This is a genomic window from Parafrankia sp. BMG5.11 (assembly GCF_004337455.1).
The window spans coordinates 222,189-237,646 of record NZ_SJXI01000059.1 but is presented as its reverse complement, the minus strand read 5'-3'; the positions used below and the strand labels follow the sequence as shown (position 1 = coordinate 237,646).

At 73.3% G+C, this 15,458-nt stretch carries 11 protein-coding genes; 4 read left to right on the top strand and 7 right to left on the bottom strand.

The features are described from left to right. Nucleotides 1-122: 122 nt before the first annotated feature. Nucleotides 123-1,454: an HNH endonuclease signature motif containing protein gene (locus E0504_RS33985; RefSeq protein WP_131626599.1), complete on the bottom strand. Its 1,332-nt coding sequence runs from the start codon at nt 1,452-1,454 to the stop codon at nt 123-125. A 1,415-nt stretch (nt 1,455-2,869) separates the two neighbouring features. Between E0504_RS33985 and E0504_RS33980 the strand changes: the two genes are divergently transcribed. Next, entirely contained in the window at nt 2,870-4,126 is a 1,257-nt protein-coding gene (locus E0504_RS33980) for an aldolase/citrate lyase family protein (RefSeq protein ID WP_243657744.1), read from the top strand. Between the two features lie 32 nt (nt 4,127-4,158). On the opposite strand, the gene uraH is transcribed toward E0504_RS33980, so the two are convergent. Then, entirely contained in the window at nt 4,159-4,485 is a 327-nt protein-coding gene (gene uraH / locus E0504_RS33975) for a hydroxyisourate hydrolase (RefSeq protein WP_112108455.1), read from the bottom strand. Nucleotides 4,486-4,566: 81 nt separating this feature from the next. Beyond that, nucleotides 4,567-6,129 carry an allantoicase gene (locus E0504_RS33970; protein WP_112108454.1) on the bottom strand — a complete coding sequence of 521 codons (1,563 nt, stop codon included), beginning with the start codon at nt 6,127-6,129 and terminating at the stop codon, nt 4,567-4,569. A gap of 96 nt (nt 6,130-6,225) precedes the next feature. On the opposite strand from E0504_RS33970, the gene E0504_RS33965 reads away from it, so the two are divergent. Beyond that, nucleotides 6,226-7,422: an RNA-guided endonuclease TnpB family protein gene (locus E0504_RS33965; RefSeq protein WP_131626597.1), complete on the top strand. Its 1,197-nt coding sequence runs from the start codon at nt 6,226-6,228 to the stop codon at nt 7,420-7,422. A gap of 139 nt (nt 7,423-7,561) precedes the next feature. Here E0504_RS33965 and allB read toward each other — a convergent pair whose 3' ends face one another. The 4 genes from allB to E0504_RS33945 are packed head-to-tail and all read right to left on the bottom strand — an operon-like array spanning nt 7,562 to nt 12,768. Further along, on the bottom strand, nt 7,562-8,974 hold the full coding sequence (gene allB, locus E0504_RS33960; protein WP_112109351.1) for an allantoinase AllB: 1,413 nt from the start codon (nt 8,972-8,974) through the stop codon (nt 7,562-7,564). A gap of 4 nt (nt 8,975-8,978) precedes the next feature. Further along, nucleotides 8,979-11,351, bottom strand: coding sequence for a xanthine dehydrogenase subunit D (gene pucD / locus E0504_RS33955; RefSeq protein WP_112109364.1), 2,373 nt, complete (start codon nt 11,349-11,351; stop codon nt 8,979-8,981). After that, nucleotides 11,348-11,872 (bottom strand): (2Fe-2S)-binding protein, encoded by a 525-nt coding sequence (locus tag E0504_RS33950; RefSeq protein WP_235015103.1) that lies wholly within the window; start codon nt 11,870-11,872, stop codon nt 11,348-11,350. Before E0504_RS33950 ends, pucD begins: the two co-directional genes overlap by 4 nt. Then, nucleotides 11,869-12,768 carry a xanthine dehydrogenase family protein subunit M gene (locus E0504_RS33945; protein WP_112109350.1) on the bottom strand — a complete coding sequence of 300 codons (900 nt, stop codon included), beginning with the start codon at nt 12,766-12,768 and terminating at the stop codon, nt 11,869-11,871. Before E0504_RS33945 ends, E0504_RS33950 begins: the two co-directional genes overlap by 4 nt. Nucleotides 12,769-13,051: 283 nt before the next feature. Here E0504_RS33945 and E0504_RS33940 point away from each other — a divergent pair, with 283 nt between their 5' ends. Together E0504_RS33940 and E0504_RS33935 are read left to right on the top strand one after the other, a co-directional pair. Beyond that, complete coding sequence (locus E0504_RS33940; RefSeq protein WP_112109349.1) at nt 13,052-14,113, top strand: aromatic ring-hydroxylating dioxygenase subunit alpha; 1,062 nt, start codon at nt 13,052-13,054, stop codon at nt 14,111-14,113. 56 nt (nt 14,114-14,169) lie between these two features. After that, nucleotides 14,170-15,456 (top strand): ATP-binding protein, encoded by a 1,287-nt coding sequence (locus E0504_RS33935; RefSeq protein ID WP_131626596.1) that lies wholly within the window; start codon nt 14,170-14,172, stop codon nt 15,454-15,456. The last annotated feature ends 2 nt before the right edge of the window (nt 15,457-15,458 follow it).

Here is a 15,458-nt window from a genome sequence, read left to right as displayed (position 1 = left end):
TAGAAGGCAGTTCGACGCCCCAACACCGAAATCTCCGCCCGTTGAGATCAACCCGGGTGCTCCGCACCTGACCGTGGAACCTCATAGTCCGGTTCCGGTTCCGGAACTGGGTGTGGCGGGGGTCAGAATGGTGGCTGTGTGGCGTGGGGTATTTTCCACCCCGAGACGGTCATGCCTGACGGTTCATCGCCACCCTCTCCCGTTGTACCGGAGTTGTGTTGCGGTTCGATGTATGAATGTGGGTGAGTGACGAGTGTCGCCCCAAACGGACCCGTCCAGACAAACGTTCCCTTCTCCGGCTGTGTCAACCGCCAACGGCCGGAGTGCTTCATACGGTGATGCTTGCGGCACGTCGGCCCGAGATTCCGGGTGAGCGTCGGCCCGCCGGTCGCATGCGCCACCGTGTGGTCGATGTCCGCGCGTTGCGACGTACGTGCGCAACCCGGAAAGACACAGTTGCGGTTCCGCGCGCGGACGTGCCGGGCCTGGGCCGCGGTGGGGAAGCGCCGGTCGGCGATCTCGACGAGCGTGCCCTGAGGGTCGGTGAGGATTCGCCGCCATGTCGATCCAGGCCGTGCGGCCATCTCCCAGGCCACCGCCGCGGGGATCGGCCCGTAGCCGGGGATCTCCCCGGGATCCTCCGCCAGGCCCAGCAGGACCGTCACCGGGACCACGACCTGCACCTCGCACGGCAGTGGCACCGCGTGTTCGGTCCGCCCGCACAGGAGGTCGACGAGGACGTCCGCGCGGATCTGGTCACGGCTGCGGGTGTCCTCGGCCGTCCGGTGCGCGGCGATCCCCTGGGTGATCTGATCGACCCGCTGGTAGCAGGCGGTCGCCTCGTCGGCGGGCAGCACCGCGGACAGGCAACTCGTCCCGTCCTCGCCCGGTGACACCCACACCCGCCGTTCCTTTTTCCGCGCCCGCGCGCGTTCGGCCGCGCCGGCCGGGTCCAGCCGGTGTACGGCACGGCGGCACGCGTCGGTGAACGCTCCGCGGGTGGGTCGGGCGCCGCCGGCCAGCACGCGTGCTTCGACCTGCGCGACGAGCGGGTCGTTGAGCGGGCGGACCGCGTTCTCCAACGAGCGCAGCCGCTGCAGATCCAGCACCCCGGCCTTCAACGCCTCCACCGCGTGGGGTAGCCGGCGCGCCACCGTGCACGCGAACAGCATCTGGCTCGCCGCGGCCTGCGGGGACAGCCCCAGCACCGCCGCGACATCCTCCGGAGCGAACTCGTCAAACAGAACCTCCCGACCGGCCGCCGGGGGCCGTAGGTCCGCGAACTGCGCCAACAGCGCCAGCAGGTCCGCGTGGCTCGCCGCTATCGACCGGACCGCCGCACCGATCTGACCCAGCAGCACACGCACCCGCCCCTCGAACACCCCCTCCTGCTCCGAGGAGTCGACCGGGCCGGAACCGCTGTCGTCAACCTTCACACTCCGCGCGGTATTCATGGCGCAGACACCCATCCCACAATCGAATCGAACACACGTTCGATCATAAAGGTGTGTGCGCCACCCCGACAAGCGCGAACCAGACGAGACCACACTAAGTTCACATTCACCCAGGCACTCACACTCCTCGACACATCAAGCACGAGAAGAGGTAAAGTGACCGCGACACGGAACAGCCGACTCACCTCTTCCACGATCGGTCCCATCGATACACACAAGAGATTGCAGCCGCACGAGCATCGGCAGCCGAGCGTCGACGCACGACCACGACACCGTTAACCACTTATCAACGAGTGCACCAAATAGACATAAACCGTTAGCGAATCAGTCTCACACCGTCAAGGTTGGGACGCGAATGACTCAACAAAAGATGGCACTGATATCGATATTGAGCTAAGCCCACTGTCACCACGTGCACCAGAGGCTCATGAGAGAGAACCAGGAATCATGATGCACGTAGCCGCGTTGATCGGCAGCCGAGTCGTAGGCCCTGCTAGCAGCCAGAACGGTCCCGCCAATGTGATCTGCGTCTACGACCGGATCGCGGTGGCGGGTCCCGGGGGCAGTCGGGCCCACACCCATTCGACTCGTGATCGTGAGCGTGCCCCCGAGCACGAACGCCGCGAGGGCCTCAGGAGGCACAGGTGGGGGCCCGGCCGCGCCGACCACGCCATCCACAGGGGCGCCCCAGTGATCAACTGCTCGAGGCTCCTCGTGGTGGCCGGACCGTGATCGTCGGATTCAAGGCGCGGGCCACGGTGACCGACGATCCCGAGGTCTCCCCGTTCCGCGACGGCACGGAGTCCATTGCGGGCAACCGGACCATGACTCATTCAGCATGGTCTCCGTGTACGGCGAGCCTGACGAACCTGGACGCCCTCGGCGCGCTTCGTCCGGGCGGCCTGGAGGGCGTCGTCGCCCACGCGTTCCGCGGTCGCTCCGGCGCGCTGACAGACGGCGATCGGGCCGGCGAGGTGAGGGGGCTGCGCGTCGAGAGCGCCCCACCGACGTTCTCGGACGGATTCGACACGATCGTCGGGGAGCGTCGACTCGCACCAGTCGACTGTGTCCGGGCCGGTTGGTGGTACCTGGCCCCTCCGCAGTACGCTCCTGAACGGAAAGCTGCAGCTCAGACGCATGATGACCGCTTGCACGGCGGTCCGTCGGCCGGCCGGGATCCATCGGCCGTTCACGGAGCCGCCACACAGACAGCCGCCGTCGGTGCAGTGCGCCGAATCCCCCGATCGGTGCCAAACGCGCCGGCGGCGGCGCTGGCGGCGGGAGCCACTGGGCACGACGCAGTTGCAAGCCAGAGCAGGTGGGCCGGGCCGCCTGCAATCGGCGGACGACTCGGCTCGGCATCTCTGACACGCGTGATGGGGACGACACCCCGTCGCTGGCCTGACACTGAAGTCGTGCCGACGCTGTCCGACGACGCCATTGCCGCGCTCACCGCGGACCTCGCCCCGCTCGACGCCGATCTGACCGCCCGCTTCCCCGGCGATCCGGGCACCCGCCAGCCCGTCCACACCTGTTATCTGCCCGCCGACCGGCTGCACCCGGACGTCGTTCTCGAGTGGGGCGAAGCCGCCCGGGAGGCGCTGCGCCACCATGCTCCGGATCCGGATGCCCTGGCCGCGGCGACCGCGGGTGACTCCGACCCGGCGATCGCCGCCGCCGTGTACGCGCACGTCGTGCAGGCGCTGACCGTCGAGCCGATCCAGGATCTGCGGGTCGATCTCGAGGACGGGTACGGGACCCGCCCGGACGAGGTCGAGGACGCCGACGCCGTGCAGGCGGCGCAGGCCCTGCGCACCGCGGCGGCGGCCGGCGCGCTGCCAGCCTCCTACGGGCTGCGCCCGAAGTCGCTGGACGCCGCCGTGCGGGCCCGGGGGCTGCGCAGCCTCGATCTGTTCCTCACCACCCTCGCCGGTGATGGTGGTGAGGACGGCCCGCCACCCGGCCTCGTCGTGACCCTGCCGAAGGTGAGCGCGCCCGAACAGGTGATCGTGTTCAGCGAGGTCCTCGCCGAGCTGGAACGGCAGCTCGGCATCCCGCCGGTCGCGCTGGAGATCCAGGTCGAGACGCCCGCCGCGGTCCTGAGCCTGCCGGCGCTGGTCGGTGCCGCGCCGGGACGTCTGACCGGGCTACACGTGGGCACCTACGACTATTCCGCGGCACTCGGGATCGCCGCCGAGTACCAGGCCAGCGATCATCCGGGGGTCGAGCTCGCCACGGCGCTGATGCAGTTGGCCGCCGCGGGCACCGGGATCCGCGTGGCCGACGGCTCGTCCAACGTGCTGCCGGTGGGCCGGGCCTCCGACGTGCGCTCCGCGTGGCGCCGGCATGCCGGGCTGGTCCGCCGGGCTTGGTCGAGAGGTCTTTACCAGGGGTGGGATCTGCATCCCGGCCAGCTCGTCAGCCGGCACGCGGCGGTGGCGGGCTGCCTGCTCACCGGACTGCCCGACGCCCTGCGGCGGCTGGCGGACTACGCAGCCGCCCGCACGTCGGGATCGGTCGCCGACGAGCCGGCGACCGCGCGTGCCCTCGCCGGGCACGTCCTGCGCGCGGTGGACGCCCGCCTGGTCGACGACGCGCGGCTGCGGGCCGCCGGTCTGGACGAGGAGACGGTCGCCCGCCTCGGAGGCCCACCTCCGCAGGTCCCGGCCTGACCTGCCGGACCGGGCGGGTCAGGCCGGGCGGGTCAGCTGCCGCGGTAGGTGGAGTAGCCGTACGGCGCGAGTAGAAGGGGCACGTGATGGTGGTCGGCCGGCTCCCGGATGACGAAGACGATCGCCACCTCGGGGTAGAAGGCCGAATGCCCCGTGGTGTCGAACACGAGGCGCCAGGCGCCGGTGCGGTCCGCGGGCAGGTCGCCGACGCGCCCGTCGTCATCGGTCACCGCCTGGGCGACTGGGCGCCAGCCCTTGGTCGCGCCGTCGAGGGTGACCGCGGCCCGTTCAAGGCGCACCGGCACGCCGGCGGCTGGCTTCCCAGAGGCGGTGTCCAGCACATGGGTCGACAAGCTCACTCGCGTCGCCCTCCCCGGCTCGCCGCCGGGGTGCCCGCCGGCGACCCACTCGTCGCTTCGCCACGACCCGGGAACCAGGTGTCAGGCGCCGGTGATCAGATGGCGCAGCCGCAGCGCGGTGATCTCCGCCTGCTGGCCGGCCGCCACCCGCAGCTCGGTCCTGGGGTCGTTCGCCATCCTCTCCCGGAGCAGCTCCAGCATCTCCTGCGCGCCACGCCCCGCCGCGCGAACGAGAAAGATGAACCCGAAGCGGTCCTCGTACTCGGCGTTCCCCTCTGCGAAGGCCGCGCGGACATCCTCGCTCGCCTGGTCCAGGGCGGCCTGCTCCCGTCGGGGGGCATCGAGGGAGACGACGGTGGCCCGCGAGGACGTCGGCGGCGTCGGCGCGGGTGCCGGGCGCTCCCCGATCCGGGGATGCGCGGTGAACGCCTCCAGCCAGGCGGTTTCGGGCAGGTTCCACCACTCCTGCTCGGCGGCGGGCAGCAGCGTGGCGAGCGTGCCGAAGGGCCGGAGGGCCGCGACGGCGTCCGCCCAGTCCTCGGAACCGCAGCAGGCCAGCAGCTCCTCACGGGCCGCGGCGGGCGTCAGGGAGTCGAACCAGCGCATGGCCAGCGACTCGCGTCCCGCCTCGGTCGGCGCGCCGACCAGCCGCAGCCGGGCGAGACCGCCGTCCGGGATCGCGTCCACCCGCACGTGCGTGGCCTCGACTGGCACCTCCAGGTCGAACAGGTGCCGGGTGTTCGGCTGGACCCGGGTGCGCGGCAGCAGCGGCCGCCAGTCGGTGATCGCCGACAGGGCGTCCGTGGCCAGGTCGTCGTCGCCGGTCGTGGGTGCGTTCGCCGCCCACAGCGCGACGGCGCGCGGCGCGTTGCCGCGGAAGTGGCGGGTGTCGACCTCGGCCCGCACCACGGTCCCCTCGGTGGCCAGCCGCACCACCGCCCAGTCGTGCCCCGGCCCGCGGCGGCGGCGGGTCTCCCAGCCCTCCCCCATCGCCCGGGCGTCGCCGGAGGCGTTCAGGTTGTGCCGGTCGCCGTAGTGCATGTCGCTGGCGGCGACAACGACACCGCCCAGGTAGGCGGCGGCCAGGTCGGAGGTGACCCGGTCGAGCAGCCGCGGGTCGGGCACGACGACGCCGTGCACCCGCAGCCGGGCGACTCCCCCGTCCGGGTGGATGGTCAGCCGCAGGTGACTGATCCGGAGCCGGCCCTCCGCCGACACGGGCAGGACGTTGACGGCGTCCGCGGCGACTGGCGTGCGGGCGACGAGGGGCATCCAGGTGACCGAGTCCTCGGCGACCTCCTCGGCGGACGGGTAGCCGGCAAGGGTGGCGCCGTGCAGCTCGACCGACTCCGGGGCGTTGCCGGTGAAATGGGTCGTGTCCACGGTCACCGCGTGCACGATGCCGGGGGCGCCGAGGCGGACGATCGCCCAGTCCGCCGCGGGCAGGTCGCGGCGGCGGCGGGTCTCCCAGCCGTCGGTCCACTGGCCGCGCTCGGTGAACACCCCCGGACGGACTATCGGTGCCTCCGCCAGGAGCATGCGCTCGGCGAGCGCGAAGAACTCGTCATTGACGGCGACGACGGACCCGCCGAACCGGGCGGCGGCGAGGTCGACGAGGTTCGTCAGGTCGGGCGCGTCGGTCATCGGGATCTCGCCGTGGATACCCCGGCCTTCAGGCCGGGGAGGAAACGGCGCCCCTTGCTGGACCGCATGAGCGAATCCTTTCGGTAGAATGAGAGTATGTCCCGCTACCGGCTCGACCCGGCACTCGAACAGGTCGCCGGAATCGAGGAGCACTGCGGGCACGCGCGTTTTGTCTGGAATCTCGCGGTCGAACAGCAGTCGTGGTGGACGCCTTCCCGGGGAAAGGCGCCGAACCATGCGGAGCGTTGCCGGCAGTTGACCGACGCACGGGCGGAGTTCGAGTGGCTGCGGGTCGGTTCGCAGACCGTTCAGCAGCAGGCGCTTCGAGACTTCGACCAGGCTATGCGGAACTTCTTCAACGGCTCGCACCGCCGCCCGACCTTCCGGAAACGTGGCCGGTCCGAGGGTTTCCAGATCGTGGGGAAAAACGCTAGGGTCGAGAAACTGAACCGGAAGTGGTCCCGATGCTGGATCCCGAAAGTCGGCTGGGTGAGGTTCCGCGTGTCGCGGCGCATCCCGGACTTCAGGTCGTACCGGGTGACACAGGATCGGGCGGGCCGCTGGCATGTGGCGTTCGCCGTAGCACCCGACCCGATCCCCGCGCCGGGAACCGGCGAGGTCGGCGAGGTCGTCGGTGTGGACCGGGGTGTCGCCGTGTCCGCGGCGCTGTCCACCGGGGAGCTGCTGTCCTGCCCGACGCTGAGACCGAAGGAAACCCAACGGCTCCGCCGGCTCCAGCACCGGTTCGCGAAAGCCACACGCGGGTCGAACCGGCGCGGCCGACTGAAGACCCGGATCGCCCGGATGAAGGCCCGGGAGGCCGACCGGCGGAAAGACTGGGTGGAGAGAACCTCCACCGATCTTTCCCGCCGGTTCGACGTCATCCGGGTGGAAGATCTCCGCATCACGAACATGACCCGGTCGGCCCGAGGCACTGTCGACCAGCCGGGCCGGAATGTTCGACAGAAAGCCGGACTGAACCGGGGAATCCTCGCCAACGGCTGGGGTCTCCTTGCCCGGCGGTTGGAACAGAAAGCACCCGGCCGGGTGGAGAAGATCCCGGCCGCCTACACCAGTCAGTGTTGCTCGTCCTGCGGGCATGTGGCGCCCGGAAACCGCGAGAGCCAAGCGGTGTTCCGGTGCGTCGCCTGCGGACACACGACCAACGCGGACGTGAACGCGGCATGCAACATCGCGGCTGGACGGGCCGTGACCACGCGGGGAGGGGCGGCGTCGGTCACGCCCGCGAACCGCGAACCTCAACATTCCACACCTCCTCTGGTGGGTGTGTAGGAGTTGGAATCCCTCGCGTTCACGCGGGGGAGGACGTCAAGCGTGCGGGCTCCTTCTTCTGCTCGGGCTGCTCAGGCGGACAGGACGGGCTGCTGGACACGGGCGCAGGCCCGCGACGAGCCGGGGCGCGGCTGGTGGGTCACTGGGCGAGCAGCCGGCCGCGTGCGGGCCGGTCGCCGTCCGCCCGCCGGCCCCGCAGGTAGGTCGCCAGAACGAGGCCGTCAAGCGTTCGCCCAGCGTAGGGCGTGAGCGGATGGCGGTGGTGCAGCAGGGACGGCTCGACGACGAACGTGGCGTCAGGGTCGAAGATCACAAGGTCGGCGTCGGCGCCGACGGCGATGCGTCCCTTGGTGCCGCTCGGTGCGGCGCCCGCCCCGCCGGTGCCGAGCCCCGGCGCGCCCAGCCCGACCAGGTCGGCGGGGCCGGAGCACATCCACCGGACGACGTCGACGAGGCCGTGCCCGCGGCGGCGTGCCTGGGTCCACACCGCGGCCAGGCCCAGCTGGACGGAGGCGATGCCACCCCAGGCCGTCCCGAAGTCACCGGTCTCGACGGATTTCAGCGCCGGGGTGGCTGGCGAGTGGTCGGTGACGACGCCGGCGAACAGGCCGGCGGCCAGGCCGTCCCAGAGCCGGTCCAGGTTCGCGCGTTCCCGGATGGGCGGCGCGCACTTGAAGACGGTCGCGCCGTCGGGGACCTCCTCGGCGGTGAAGGTCAGGTAGTGCGGGCAGGTCTCGACGGTCATGGGCAGGCCGGCCTCGCGGGCGGAGACGACGTCGTCGAGCGCCTGGGCCGCCGCCAGGTGCAGGACGTGCAGACGCGCGCCCGTCGAGGCGGTGAGCGCCGCGAGCGAGGCCACCGCGGCCTTCTCGGCGGCCGGCGGGCGGGAGCGCAGCCAGCTGGCGAACGTGCGGCCGGCCGCCTCAGGCGCCTCTGCGAGCACGGAGGGCGACTCGGCGTGGACGACGGTGAGGGCGTCCATCCGGGCGGCGTGCCGGGAGGCGGCGGCGAGCACGTCGAGGCTCACGTGCGGGAACTCCTCGACCCCTGAGGGTGCCAGGAACGCCTTGAACCCGAACACGCCGGCGTCGTGCAGCGCGGCGAGGTCGTCGAGCCGGCGGGCGTCGGCGCCGATGATCCCGCCCCAGAAACCGACGTCGACGGCGACCCGGCCCTCGGCCGCCGCCCGCTTGGCGGCCAGCGCGTCCAGCGAGGTGGTGGGGGGGATCGAGTTCAGCGGCATGTCGATGATCGTCGTCACGCCGCCGGCCGCCGCGGCCCGGGTGGCGCTGGCGAAGCCCTCCCACTCGGTCCGGCCGGGTTCGTTGACGTGGACATGCGTGTCGACCACGCCGGGCATGAGCACGAGGTCGCCGAGATCGGTGACGGCGACGCCGGATGGCACCTCGCCCGGCGCGGTGACCGCGGTGATCCGGCCGTCGACGACGTGGACGGCCGCGGGGCACTCGCCGTCGGGCAGTACGACCCGACGCGACCGGATCACCTCGACGGCGTCCGGCGGCGTCGCGATACCGGCCTGCCCACCACTCATCCGCTCATCCGCGTTCCATCTCCCCAGGCTGCCCCCAGGCTGCCTTATTCCCCAGATACGGAGCACCGCCCAGCGGATCGACCGGATCCGCGAGATCGACGAGGTCCACCGGGCGGACCGGTACCCGGCGCAGGTCCCGCCCGACCGCCGCCCGGACGGCGGCGAGGACCGCGGCGGTCGCCGTGCAGGTCGGGGTCTCCCCGACGCCCTTCACCCCGTAAGGCGCGTCCGGCTGCGGGTGGGTGAGTGCCACGAAGTCCAGCGCGGGGACGTCCGCCGTGGTGGGCAGCAGGTAGTCGTGCAGCGTCGGGTTGGTCACCACGCCGCCCACGGTCACCAGCTCCTCCATCACGGCCAGGCCGAGTCCCTGGGCGGTGCCGCCCTCGACCTGCCCGCGCAGCGACAGCGGGTTCAGCACGGTGCCGCAGTCCTGCGCGAGCGCCATCGACACGACGCGGACGAGCCCGAGGTCGAGGTCGACGTCCACCACGGCCCGGTGCGCCGCCGCGGCGAAGGCCACGTGCGGATCGCCCTGACCGTGCGCGTCCAGCGCGGTGGTGCGCCGGTGGTGGAAGGTGTGCTCGGCTTCGACCGGTCCCGCGGCGAGCGCCTCGGCCAGCGTGAGCCGGGTCCCCGTCTCGGCGCCGACGATCTCACCCCCGGTGATCACCAGGGCGCGCCGGGGTGCCTCGACGACCTCCGGCGGCAGGCCCAGCCGACGTGCCACCCGGGCCAGCAGCCGGTCGACCACCGCCACGCACGCACCGCGCACGGCGCCGCCGCTCATCCAGGTCTGGCGGGACGCGCTCGTCGACCCGGCGCTGCCCACCCCGGTGTCGGCGGGGCGCAGCACGACCTCGTCGACACCGAGCTCGGTCCGCGCGATCTGCCCGGCGACCGTGACGAACCCCTGGCCGACCTCGGCACACGCACTGTGGATCGTGGCGACCGGCCGGCCGTCCGCGCCAAGCTCGAGCCGCGCCCGCGCGGTGGAGGAGTCGTCGAAGCCCTCGGAGAACAGAAGGTTCTTGTAGGCCAAGGCGTATCCGACGCCGCGGCGGACGCGGGCGAGGTCCGCGTGCGCGCCGCGCCCCCCGGGACGGGCCGTCACCGGCGAGGCGGCGGTGAGCGCCGCCGGCAGCGGGCGCGCCGCGACCGCCTCGATCGCCTCCCGCGCCGGCAGCGGCGGCCCGAGGACCTGACCGGTGGGCAGGACGTCGCCGGGCCGCAGTGCGTTGCGCACCCGCAGCTCGACCGGGTCCATCCGGAGGCGGTCCGCGAGCCGGTCCATCTGCGCCTCGTGTCCGATCGTGACCTGCGGGACCCCGAACCCGCGCATCGCCCCGCACGGCGGGTTGTTGGTGCGCACGACGAGCCCGTCCAGCCGCGTGTTCGGCACCCGGTACGGCCCGGCGGCGTGCGTGACGGCGTTGGCGATCACCGCGGGGGACGACGACGCGTACGCCCCGCCGTCCATGATGATCCGCGCGTGCACGCTGACCAGGTCACCCGCCTCGGTCGCGGTGTGGCGGAACCACATCCGGGCGGGATGGCGATGCGGATGGCCCAGGAAGGACTCGACCCGGTCGTAGGCGATGCGGACCGGCGTCCCGGTGGCCCGGGCGAGCAGCGCGCCGTGGACCTGCAGCGTGACGTCCTCGCGGCCGCCGAACGCGCCGCCGACGCCGGCGAGCTCGAGCCGGACCAGCTCCTCGGGCAGCCCCAGGCAGGCGGCGATCTGTTCGCGGTCGGAGTGCAGCCACTGGGTGGCCAGCCACATGTCGACGCCCCCGTCGGCGGCCGGCACGACCAGCGCCGCCTCCGGCGCGAGGAAGGCCTGGTCCTGCATGCCGACGAGGTAGCTGTCCTCGACGACCACCGGGCCGGCGGCGTCGGGATCGCCGTGTCTCAGGGTGATCTCACGGAACACGTTGCCGTCCGGGTGGAGCGGTTCGGCACCCGGCCCGGCGGCCACCTCGGGATCGACGAGGGGCGGCAGCGGCTCGTACTCGACCTCGACGGCCGCCAGCGCGCGCCGGGCGGTCGGCGCGTCGACCGCGGCGACGGCGGCGACCGGCTCGCCGGCGTAACGGGTCTCGGTGGCGGCGAAGACCGGCTGGTCGGCCACGATGAGGCCGTAGGTCGCCACACCGGGGACGTCCACCGCCGTCACCACCGCGGCGACTCCCGGGATGCGCAGGGCCGCGGCGGTGTCGACCCGCCGGATGCGCGCCCGCGGGTGGGGCGAGCGCAGGGTCCGGGCGTGCAGCATGCCGGGGGCGCTGAGGTCGCCGGCGTAGACGAACGTCCCGCCGGCCTTGGCCAACCCGTCGGGACGGAGCACCGACCCCCCGACGCCTCGCGCCCGGCCGGTCATGCCCACCCGGGCGGGCCGCCCCGCCCCGCCTGGACGGCGCGGACCGCCGCGAGGATGCGGCCGTACCCGGTGCACCGGCAGATGTTGCCCGCCAGTGTCTCCTGAATCTCATCCTCGTCGGCGCCCGGTCGGCGGGCGAGCAGGTCGGTGACCGCCACGACCAGGCCTGGGGTGCAGAAGCCGCACTGGACCGCCCCGTGCGCGACGAAGGCGGCGCGCACCGCGGCGGCCGGCCCACCCGGGCCCAGCCCGGCCACGGTGACCACGCGGGCGTCGGCGGCGTCGGCGGCGAGGACGGTGCAGGCCGTGACCAGCCGGCCGTCCAGCAGCACCGAGCAGGCCCCGCACCGGCCCTGCTCGCAGGCGTCCTTCACGGAGGTGACGTCGAGCCGCTCCCGCAGGACCGTCAGCAGCGACTCCTCGAGCCGCGCCCCGGTAACGGCGCGCCGGGCGCCGTCGATGCTCAGGTGGTAGGAAAGCCGGCGCTCCCCGCCCAGAGGACCAGGCACGCCGCCGCTCACGGGGCGCTCTCACGCCGCGGCGCCGACCGGGCCGTGAGGCATCGAGCGAAGGCCCGGGCGGCCAGCACGCCGGCCGCGTGCACCCGGTACTCCAGGGGATGGCGCGGGTCCTCTCCCAGCGGCGGCGCCGCGCGGACACCGGCCGCGGCCAGCTCACCGAAGCGCCGTGCCAGGGCGGCCGGGGCCGTCCCGGTGGACCAGTCGACGTCGGCGGCGGCCAGCCGCTCGGCCTCGGCCACCCGCCACGGCCGGGCAGCCACGCCGCCCACGGCGCAGCAGACCCGCTCGCGGACCCGGTCGACGAGCAACGCGCAGGACACCAGCGACGGGAACGCGGCCTGCCGGCCACCGATCTTGAGGTAGGTCTGCGGGCCGCTCGGGCGGGGCACCCGGACCGCCGTCACCAGCTCGCCCGGCAGGCGGCCGGCGCTCAGGAAGTCGTCCAGGCCCGCGGCACGCGACCCGTCCTCGGAGGTGAGCAGTACCTCGGCCTGGGCCGCGGTGAGGAACGTGAGGAGGTCGCCGCGCGGGTTGGCGGAGCCGAGCGCCCCGCCGACCGTCCCGCAGTTGCGGATCTGGACGGACCCGACCACCCGGGACGTCGCCGCCAGGCCGGGCGAGAGTGACCATCCGGCCAGCTCGGTGTAGGTGACCCCGGCGCCGATCGTGAGGGTGTCCGCGCCTGCCCCGCGCACCCGCAGCTCCAGCACCCGGCGCAGCGCGACGATCGCCGCCGGCGGGCGCGTCCCGGTGCGCAGCGCGGGCACCAGATCGGTGCCGCCGGCCAGCAGCTCGACCGGCCGGCCCGCCCGTGCCTCGGCGGCGAGGGCGGCGACGGCCTCGCCGACCGTCCCGGGCCGGTGCAGAGCGGTGGACGGACCGCCGGGCGTCGTCATGGGCCCGACGATAGTGGTGGGACGTTACGTCGATGTTCAACGAACACTGCTCTACGTATCTTTGTGTTCACTGTTGAGAGTCGCCGGAGGCGACCCGGTACGCACGGACGACGACCACCCCTCGAAATGTCACGGAGTGACACACATCGGGCGCCCGCCCGAAACCCCGGATCGCTTCGGTGATGGGATGGCGCCGAGAACCGGAGCCGACCGGAGCCGAGACCGGAGCGAAGACAGGGACGGATACCGGAGCGGGAGATCTGACCGCCGGGAGGCAAACTCGATGACCGGTCGCCTGACCAACACCGACCCGGCGCTGCGGCACGGCTGGCACCCGGTCGCCCGGTCGTCCGAGCTCGCCGACGAGCCGATCGCCGTCCGGCTGCTCGGCGAGCCGTGGGTGCTGGCCCGGCTCGACGACCAGGTGGCAGCCTTCGCCGACCGGTGCCCGCACCGGCTCGCCCCGCTGTCGGCGGGACGGGTCGAGGGCCACGAGATCATCTGCGGCTACCACGGATGGCGGTTCGTCGCGTCCGGGGAGTGCACCGCGGTACCGGCGCTCGGCCCGGGGATACCGGCGCCGCGGCGGGCCCGCGCCATCCCGCCGTGGGGGGTGACCGAGCGGCACGGGCTGGTGTGGATCGCGCCCGCGGAGCCGTTCGCCGACATCATCGAGCTGCCGGAGGCGGCCGAGGACGGGTTCGACGACGCCTGGCTGCCCGCCGCGCGCACGACGGCCTGCGCCGGCCTGCTCGCCGACAACTTCCTCGACACCGCTCACTTCCCGTTCGTGCACGCCGCCACCATCGGCGCCGGCGAGGAGACCGTCGTCGCGCCGTACCGGGTGGACGCCGACGGCGACGGCTTCCTGGTCCGGATGGATCAGGAGGTCGCCAACCCGGAGGATCCGGGGGTCGCGGCCGGGCTCCGCCCGCTCATCCAACGCCGCACGTCGACGTACGTGTACCGCCCGCCGTTCATGCTGCGGCTGCGGCTGGAGTACCCCGACGCCGGGATCACCAACACGATCCTGTTCTGCCTGCAGCCCGAGGACGCCGCCGCGACCCGCGTCTACACCCGCATCCTGCGCGACGACCTGGACGGTGATCCCGCCCGGCTGGCCGAGGCCGTCCGCTTCGAGCAGGCGGTGCTCGACGAGGACCTCGCCCTGCAGGAGCGCTTCACCGTCGACGGACTCCCGCTGATCTCCGGGGACGGGGGGACGGCCGCGGAGGTCAGCATCCGCGCGGACGCGGCTGGCGTGGCGCTGCGCCGGGTGCTGGCCGCTGTCGTCGCCAGGGCAGCCCGCGGCTCTCCCACCAGGGCAGCGGATATCCGACACTGAAGCCGGCACGGCGGACGACGGCACCGACCTACCATGTGATCAGGCAGGTGGCCGACGTGACAGTGGCCGACATGAAGGGGGCCTACGTGACAGTGGCCGACTTCGCCGCGAGCGTCTCGGCGGCGAGCTGGGACGACCTTGACCCACGCGAGTTCGACCGGTTGCGCCGGCTGGTCGGTGCCGCCGGGGGCCGCGGCGACAGCACGCTCGCCGCGATGTCGGACGAGCAGATCGCGCGGTCACTGGGCGTCGCGCTGGTCGAGGACGGCCGCACCCACCTCTGCGCGGGGGCGGTGCTGCTGTTCGGGCAGCCCGAGGCGCTGCGGGCGCACGTGCCGAACCACGAGGCCGCCATCCAGGTCATCGGGCCGGAGACCGGCGAGCCCACGGACGGGATGAACGACTTCTTCCGCTGGCCGCTGCTGCGTCTCACCGAGGAGCTGCTGGCCCGTTTCCGGGCCCGCAATCCCGAGCGCGAGATCCGTTACGAGCTGGTGCGCACCGGCGTGCCCGCCTACGCCGAGCAGGCGTTCCGCGAGCTGCTCGCCAACGCCTTCGTCCACCGCGACTACACCGCGGCCGGTGCCGTCCACGTGCAGTGGACCGGTGAGGGCGTCGAGATCTCCAGCCCCGGTGGCTACGCCGACGCGGTGCACGACCCCGCCGCTCGGCTGCTCGCGCGGCCCCCGCGGCCGCGCAGCCCGCTGCTGGCGGACGCGTTCCGCCGGGCGGGGATCACCGACCGCTCCGGACGGGGGATCCGCCGGGCGCACGCCGCCCAGCTCCGCAACGGCCTGGCCGCGCCGGACCACACCGGCTCGACCGCCGACACCGTGGTCGCCGTGTTGCCCAGGCAACCCGCGGATCTCGCGTTCGCGCTGTTCGCCGTCGGCCGCGAGTACGGCGGACGTCCGCTGGCGCTGCCGGACCTGCTGGTTCTCACCGCCGGGCTGGGCGGGCGCACGCTGCGGACGGCCGACGTCGCCGAGCTTCTCGGCACCGACAAGGACCGGGCACGCCGGCACCTGACGGACATGGTTCACAACGGCCTGATGGACGTCGCCAGCGGAGGCGGCGTGCGGATCTGGGTGCCGTCCGCCCAGGTACGCCGCGCGCTGCGGGATGACGCGAGCCAGCTGCACGCGCGTTCGCCGCGCCCCGCGCGGGGCGGCGAACGCGCCGGGTCCACGACGGCGGCCGCGGACGCGCCGCGCGGCTCCGCGACGGCGGCCAGCGCAGGCGCGCCGCGAGGGTCGGCAGCCGCGGCGCACCCCGCGCTGCGGGGCTGGGCCATCCCGGAGGGCGGCCCGGCGCTGCCGGCGCGGCGCGTCTCGGACGGCTGACC

Bases quoted from the DNA above. Each gene is read 5' to 3' on its own strand.
- E0504_RS33985 (WP_131626599.1), bottom strand. From the start codon at position 1,454: ATGAATACCGCGCGGAGTGTGAAGGTTGACGACAGCGGTTCCGGCCCG.
- E0504_RS33965 (WP_131626597.1), top strand. From the start codon at position 6,226: ATGTCCCGCTACCGGCTCGACCCGGCACTCGAACAGGTCGCCGGAATC.
- pucD (WP_112109364.1), bottom strand. From the start codon at position 11,351: ATGACCGGCCGGGCGCGAGGCGTCGGGGGGTCGGTGCTCCGTCCCGAC.
- E0504_RS33970 (WP_112108454.1), bottom strand. From the start codon at position 6,129: ATGACCGACGCGCCCGACCTGACGAACCTCGTCGACCTCGCCGCCGCC.
- E0504_RS33940 (WP_112109349.1), top strand. From the start codon at position 13,052: ATGACCGGTCGCCTGACCAACACCGACCCGGCGCTGCGGCACGGCTGG.
- E0504_RS33945 (WP_112109350.1), bottom strand. From the start codon at position 12,768: ATGACGACGCCCGGCGGTCCGTCCACCGCTCTGCACCGGCCCGGGACG.
- allB (WP_112109351.1), bottom strand. From the start codon at position 8,974: ATGAGTGGTGGGCAGGCCGGTATCGCGACGCCGCCGGACGCCGTCGAG.